Genomic DNA, 6,214 nt, shown 5'->3' on the forward strand with positions numbered 1-6,214 from the left:
GGGCGACGTGGTGCCCTACCTCGTCAACCTCACCAAGCGCGGCGCCGACCAGATCGGAGGCGCCGACTACACCTTCGATTGCACCGGCAACACCAAGGTGATGCGCCAGGCGCTGGAGGCCTCGCATCGCGGCTGGGGCAAGTCGGTCATCATCGGCGTCGCCGGCGCCGGCCAGGAGATTTCGACGAGGCCGTTCCAGCTGGTCACCGGCCGCACCTGGATGGGCACCGCCTTCGGCGGCGCGCGCGGCCGCACCGACGTGCCCAAGATCGTGGACTGGTACATGGAAGGCAAGATCGACATCGACAGCCTGATCACCCACAAGCTCAAGCTTGAAGACATCAACGAAGGCTTCGCGCTCATGAAGCGCGGCGAGTCGATCCGCTCGGTCGTGGAGTTCTGACGATGCCGCTGGAACGACTGGAACTGATCAGCGAGCACGGCTGCTTCGGCGGCGTGCAGCGTTTCTACAAGCACTTTTCGGTCAACCAGATCGGGTTGCCGATGCGGTTTGCGCTGTTCCTGCCGCCGCAGACGCTGGCGGGTCAGAAAGTCCCCCTGCTGACCTACCTGGCCGGCCTGACCTGCACCGAAGAAACCGCCACCATGAAGGCGGGTGCGCAGCGCCTGGCGGCGCAGCTGGGCCTGGCCCTGCTGTTCCCCGACACCAGCCCGCGCAACAGCGGCATCGAAGGCGAAGACCACCACTGGGACTTCGGCGTGGGCGCCGGCTTCTACCTCGACGCCACCGAGCACCCCTGGGCCGGTCACTGGCAGATGGAAAGCTACTTGCTGGATGACCTGATCCCCGGCGTGGTGGCCGAGTTCGGCTTCGACGGCGATCGGCTGGGCATCACTGGCCACTCGATGGGCGGGCACGGCGCGCTCACGCTCGCGTTGCGCCACCCTGGCATGTTCCGCAGCCTTTCGGCCTTTGCGCCCATCTGCGCGCCAGCGAAGTGCCCCTGGGGTCGCAAAGCTTTCCTGGGTTATCTGGGGCAGGACGAAGCCACGTGGCAAGCCCACGACGCCAGCTTGCTGATGGCGGCTCAGACCGCCGCGCCTTACCCCGGCGGCATCCTCATCGACCAGGGACTGGCCGACAAATTCCTGGCCGAGCAGTTGCACCCCGAAGCCTTTGAAGCCGCCTGCACGCAGGTGGGCCAGCCGCTGACGCTGCGCCGCCACGCGGGCTACGACCATGGCTATTACTTCATCAGCAGCTTCATCGACGACCACCTGCGCCTCCATGCACAAGCGCTGCTGGGGCCTTGACCCCGTTCACTGAACTGCCATGGCGGACTGCCGATAATCCGGCGTCCGCCTTTTTTCTGCTCCTCCCATGCGCCCACGCCAATTCGACCTCATCGCCTTCGACTGGGACGGCACCCTGTTCGACTCCACGGCCATCATCACGCGCTGCATCCAGGCGGCGGTGGCCGATGTGGGCGGCACCGTGCCCACCGACCAGGCGGCCAGCTACGTCATCGGCATGGGCCTGATGCAGGCCCTGGCGCACGCCGCGCCCGATGTGCCGCAAGACAAATACCCCCAGCTGGGTGAGCGCTACAAGCACCATTACTTCGCGCACCAGCACGACATCAGCCTGTTCGATGGCGTGCTGCCCCTGCTGGCCGATCTGAAGGCCCGCCACCACTGGCTGACGGTGGCCACCGGCAAAAGCCGCCGCGGGCTCGACGAAGCCCTGCAGGCGGTGGAGCTCAAGGGTGTGTTCGACGGTTCGCGCACGGCCGACGAAACCGCTGGCAAGCCCAGCCCGCTGATGCTGCACGAGCTGATGCGCGAATTCGGCGTGGCGCCCGAGCGCACGCTCATGATCGGCGACACCACGCACGACCTGCAGATGGCCGTCAACGCCGGCTGCGCCAGCGTGGGTGTGAGCTACGGCGCCCACGAGCCCGACGCCTTCCACGCCCTGCAGCCGCTGCACATCGCGCATTCGGTGCGCGACCTGCACGACTGGCTCGGCGCCCACGCCTGATCGGTCAATGCCCGACGCCATGGACGCCCAGCCCGACGATCCGCTCATCCCGCTGTGCAACAGCCGCGACCTGGTCGACGGTGGTGTGGCCGTCGGTTTCGACGTGGTGTACGGCGGTCAGACTTGCCGGGCTTTTGCCATCCGCTACCGGGGGCAGGTGCACGCCTACCTGAACCGCTGCACCCACGTGGCCATGGAAATGGACTGGCGCCCGGACCATTTTTTTGACGACAGCGGCCGCTGGCTGCTGTGTGCCACCCATGGCGCCCATTACGAGCCTGACACTGGCCAGTGCAAGGGCGGCCCCTGCAAGGGCGGCCTGATCAAGATCGGTCTGTCCGAGCACGACGGTGTCGTGCACTGGCAGTCACAATACCTGCTCAAACCCGTGTCCTTCTGAGCGCTCAGCGCCCAACCACCCCATGAACGACGACTTCAACAGCCCAGCCGTCAGCAGCGGCCAGACCAGCAGCCCCAACGCCGGCTGGGAGCGCGCCACCATCGAAAAGCTGCTGTTCGCCCAGCTCAAGGAACAGCAGGCCGCGCGCCGCTGGCGCATGTTCAACCGGCTGCTCTGGCTGGGCCTGTTCGGGGCCATGGCCTGGTTTTTCTACAACGCCGAGAGCATGAACACCTCGGTCAGCACGCCGCACACCGCCGTGATCGACATCAAGGGCGAAATCGCCTCCGGTGCCGAAGCCAGCGCCGAGAACGTGGTCGCCTCGCTGCACAGTGCCTTTGAGGACAAGGGCGCCCTGGCCGTGGTGCTGTTGATCGACTCGCCCGGCGGCAGCCCGGTCCAGGCCGGCATCATCAACGACGAGATCACCCGCCTCAAGGCCCTGCACGGCAAGAAGGTGTACGCCGTGGTCGAGGAAACCTGTGCCTCGGCGGCGTATTACATCGCGTCCGCCGCCGACGACATTTACGTCGACAAGGCCAGCCTGGTCGGCAGCATCGGCGTGCTCATGGACGGCTTCGGCTTCACCGGCCTGATGGACAAGCTCGGCGTGGAACGCCGCCTGATGACCGCCGGTGCCAACAAAGCCATGCTCGACCCCTTCAGTCCGCAGGACGCAACGCAAAAGGCCTACATCCAGGCCATGCTCGGCGAGATCCACACCCAGTTCATCACCGTGGTCAAGAAGGGCCGGGGCACCCGCCTGAAAGAAACCCCCGACACCTTCAGCGGCCTGGTCTGGAACGGCCAGCAAGCCGTGGCCATGGGGCTGGCCGACGGCCTGGGCAACCTCGATCATGTGGCCCGCGAAGTCGTCAAGGCCGAAGACATCGTGGACTACACCCAGCGCGAGAACGTTGGCCTGCGCCTGGCCAAACAGTTTGGCGTGAGCATCGGGCAAGGCATGTACAAGGCGGCCGTTTCAAGCGGCGTTGCGCTGCGTTGACGCTTCCGTCCGATGGTGTGCCGTCAGGTGCCGCCAGTGGTACCCGTGCCAGCGAAGACCCGTGGTTTCACCTGGCAGTTGCGGCGCCCGGTAAAAATTGCCGTTGATCTGAGCGTGCATCACGAGATGGCGCACAAATTGGTTGAGCAGGCGACGCTGTGGACGTGACCGTTCGGTTTCATTCCAGAACTGGTCCAGCGTCCCCTTGTGACACAGGCCCTGCAGGTCGAACAAGGCGCGCCCCATCACCTTGGTCGCCACCCCGTACTGAAGCGACTGCAAGGCGGTTGTGCTGTTGATGACCACCACCCCACGGGCATGCCGCAGCAGTGTGGGCATGTGCTGATCGTGCACGTAATAACAGCGGTTCGTTATCCGCAGTCGGCGGGCCAGGTCGCGGATCAGTCGGCTGTAGTCGGTGTATCCGCGGTCCATCGGGTGGTGTTTGATGACCAGCGCCGTGTCTTGCGGGGCATGGAGGGCGAATGAGGTCATGACCTCTTCGATGAATGCCTGGACACTGCTGTAGTCGGAATGAACCACCACCTGTGAGTCGTTGAACACTTGCAGTGGAACCAGGAAAAAGCGGTTGTCCCAGCGCTCGGTGAACTCCCCCATGAGCCTGGACTCCCGATGGGCATACAGATGCTTGCGCCAGACCGAGCGGAGCCAGGGGATCACCTCCAGCACGCTCAGGCGCCGATGGTGGCGGTAATGGGGGAACGCGACAGCGCCCAGCGATCCCATCAGGAAGTACCAGAAGCCCCACCACACCATGTACCAGTAGGGGTTGCCCAGGTCTTCGCGTTCAAAGGCCGGCAGGTCGGCCTGGTTCAGGTAGGTGACCGGGTTGCGCGGCAGCAAGGAATGCGCGTTGACGCCGTGCGGTTCCAGCGTCACGAAGTGGGGGCGAAGGTAGCCCTCTTCAAAAACGCCGACCTGGATTCCCCGTGCCTCGGCCACTTCCCGCGCCACCTGGTGAATGCCGCGGCAGTCGCCGAAAAGCAGCACCAGGTCGATGTCGAGCCGCTCCAGCAGATCGGCCAGGTAGCTGGGCCACTGGCTCATCGGGCCGCGGAAGTTCACCGCATCGCGCCGGTAAAAAAACCAGTCTCCAGCGTTGAAGTTCACCTTGAACACGGTCGCGTCGGCGCGTTCCAGGTCTCGGGCCAGACGCTGGAAAAAGGGGCCAACCGGTCCTTGCAACAGCAGGATCCGTTGGCCTCGGAACGCGTGTATCCCTTTGTTGGGCATGGTGCGATGGTTCTAAGCCGGGGCGGGGGAAACCCTCGCATTTTCGCACCCGGGTCACATGAGAGGGCCCTGGCAACGGTAACCGTGCATTTCAGCGTGCGATTCTGCGCAGCAGTGTGCGGCGCAGCGCCGTCCACCAGGAAGGGGGCTGCGACAGCTTTCGCAGCGCGAGCAGTTCGTCGATGGCCCGTTCCGGGGTGGTGAATCGGCCTGTGCTGTGGCTCACGTAGGTGGGGTACAGCAGCAAGGCACCTGCGACCAGTTCGTCCAGCCGCAGGCGGCGCTGGCGTCGTTCTCTGGAGGGATGGTCGGCGGGGACAACATCGGTCGTCAGACCCCAGCCGGCATAAAAGGGCATGCCGTGGCACACCACCGGTTTGCCACGCAGCAACGCCTCAAATCCCGAGAGGGAGGTGAGCGTGTGGACTTCATCGACGCCCGACAGCAAGGTGTGCATGGACGTGTCGGTGATCAGTTCATCGCACCACTGCCGGGCCTCCCCCTCATCGGTGCTCGCGCGGCGCAGGCCGGCCACCACATCGGGATGCGGTTTGTAAATCAGGTGGGCATCCGGTGAGCATTCGCGAACCCGGCGAAGCAGGGCCATGTTGCTGCGGATATCCGGAGCGCCCCACGCCAGGGACGCGTCCGACTCTACCTGGCCCACCACCAGGAGCACAGGACCATCTGTGCGGGGGCGTTGCCAGGTGGACTGGCCCACGTTGTATTTGGTCAGGCCTTGTGCGACCACCATCTCCCGCAGTCGCTGACCCCGTGCGCGCTCTTCATCGGTGAACGGATGGTGCTGCAGCAGGTGTTCAAGGTCCGATGGACGAGAGGCGTCGAAGTACATGCCCCGCCGATCCACCACCCAGGAGATGGGGCGAACCAGGTCTGCACCGAGGCCCACCGACCGCAGGAATCCGTCTTCCAGGTGCAGGACGTCATCGTCCGGGTCCGCGCGTCCCCAGCGCACGCGCGTGATGCCCGGCGGTTTGGAGCGTGTGCCCCACGTGAAACGGACCTGGCTGCCCTGGAAGAACCGTCGCACCACGGGGCGCTTCAGAGGCGAGAAGCCCTGTGCAACGACTTGGGCCGGAAAGCGCTCGCGCATGCGCCGTTGCAGACCCATCCAGTCCAACAGTGGTTCCACTTCGCAACGCAGCCCCGTCTCTGGGTGGCGGTAGCGGGGGTAGGCGATCAGACTGCCGTGCACCAGGGCTGCCATGGGGCGCGGGGTACGCCGCCCCGCGGGGGCGGGCCGTGCGTCCGTGGTCAATCCCCACCCTGCGTAGAAAGGCATGCCAAAGCAGCGCACCGGTCTGCCCCACAGCAGCGCCTCAAAGCCCAGTTGGGAGGTGACGCAATACACCGCGCGGGCATGGGGCAGCACACTGGCCGGGTGCCAGTCCTGCGCCATCACGCGCACGCGGGGGTGGCGGGACCAAGCGCGCCAGTCGTAGTGGCCACGTTTGCGTCCATGCAACACGTCCGGGTGGATTTTCAGCAGCACCGTGCTCTGCGGGTATTCGTCCAGCGCGGCGTGGAGCAT

Annotated in this window: 7 protein-coding genes; 5 read left to right on the forward strand and 2 right to left on the reverse strand. The window is 65.4% G+C overall.

What is annotated here, in order from left to right; all coding sequences use genetic code 11:
• The 5 genes from ACR2JA_RS15975 to ACR2JA_RS15995 form a co-directional block, all read left to right on the forward strand.
• A partial coding sequence (locus ACR2JA_RS15975) for a zinc-binding dehydrogenase (protein ID WP_434010061.1) occupies positions 1-403 on the forward strand: 403 nt, incomplete at its 5' end.
• Positions 404-405: 2 nt separating this feature from the next.
• Positions 406-1,275: an S-formylglutathione hydrolase gene (fghA, locus tag ACR2JA_RS15980; RefSeq protein WP_434010062.1), complete on the forward strand. Its 870-nt coding sequence runs from the start codon at positions 406-408 to the stop codon at positions 1,273-1,275.
• 67 nt (positions 1,276-1,342) lie between these two features.
• Positions 1,343-2,002 carry an HAD family hydrolase gene (locus tag ACR2JA_RS15985; RefSeq protein ID WP_434010063.1) on the forward strand — a complete coding sequence of 220 codons (660 nt, stop codon included), beginning with the start codon at positions 1,343-1,345 and terminating at the stop codon, positions 2,000-2,002.
• A 7-nt stretch (positions 2,003-2,009) separates the two neighbouring features.
• Positions 2,010-2,402, forward strand: coding sequence for a Rieske (2Fe-2S) protein (locus ACR2JA_RS15990; protein ID WP_434010064.1), 393 nt, complete (start codon positions 2,010-2,012; stop codon positions 2,400-2,402).
• Positions 2,403-2,424: 22 nt separating this feature from the next.
• On the forward strand, positions 2,425-3,408 hold the full coding sequence (locus ACR2JA_RS15995; RefSeq protein ID WP_434010065.1) for a S49 family peptidase: 984 nt from the start codon (positions 2,425-2,427) through the stop codon (positions 3,406-3,408).
• Here ACR2JA_RS15995 and ACR2JA_RS16000 read toward each other — a convergent pair.
• Both ACR2JA_RS16000 and ACR2JA_RS16005 read right to left on the reverse strand, forming a co-directional pair.
• The gene (locus ACR2JA_RS16000) at positions 3,385-4,662 is read right to left on the reverse strand and encodes a capsule biosynthesis protein (protein ID WP_434010066.1); all 1,278 of its coding nucleotides are present in this window, start codon (positions 4,660-4,662) and stop codon (positions 3,385-3,387) included. The genes ACR2JA_RS15995 and ACR2JA_RS16000 overlap by 24 nt on opposite strands.
• Positions 4,663-4,753: 91 nt before the next feature.
• Positions 4,754-6,214, reverse strand: a 1,461-nt coding sequence (locus ACR2JA_RS16005; RefSeq protein WP_434010067.1) for a capsular polysaccharide biosynthesis protein, incomplete at its 5' end; no start/stop codon positions are given.

This window comes from Hydrogenophaga sp. (assembly GCF_051007235.1).
Taxonomy (GTDB): Bacteria; Pseudomonadota; Gammaproteobacteria; order Burkholderiales; family Burkholderiaceae_C; genus Hydrogenophaga.

Bases quoted from the DNA above. Each gene is read 5' to 3' on its own strand.
- fghA (WP_434010062.1), top strand. From the start codon at position 406: ATGCCGCTGGAACGACTGGAACTGATCAGCGAGCACGGCTGCTTCGGC.
- ACR2JA_RS15985 (WP_434010063.1), top strand. From the start codon at position 1,343: ATGCGCCCACGCCAATTCGACCTCATCGCCTTCGACTGGGACGGCACC.
- ACR2JA_RS16000 (WP_434010066.1), bottom strand. From the start codon at position 4,662: ATGCCCAACAAAGGGATACACGCGTTCCGAGGCCAACGGATCCTGCTG.
- ACR2JA_RS15995 (WP_434010065.1), top strand. From the start codon at position 2,425: ATGAACGACGACTTCAACAGCCCAGCCGTCAGCAGCGGCCAGACCAGC.
- ACR2JA_RS15990 (WP_434010064.1), top strand. From the start codon at position 2,010: ATGCCCGACGCCATGGACGCCCAGCCCGACGATCCGCTCATCCCGCTG.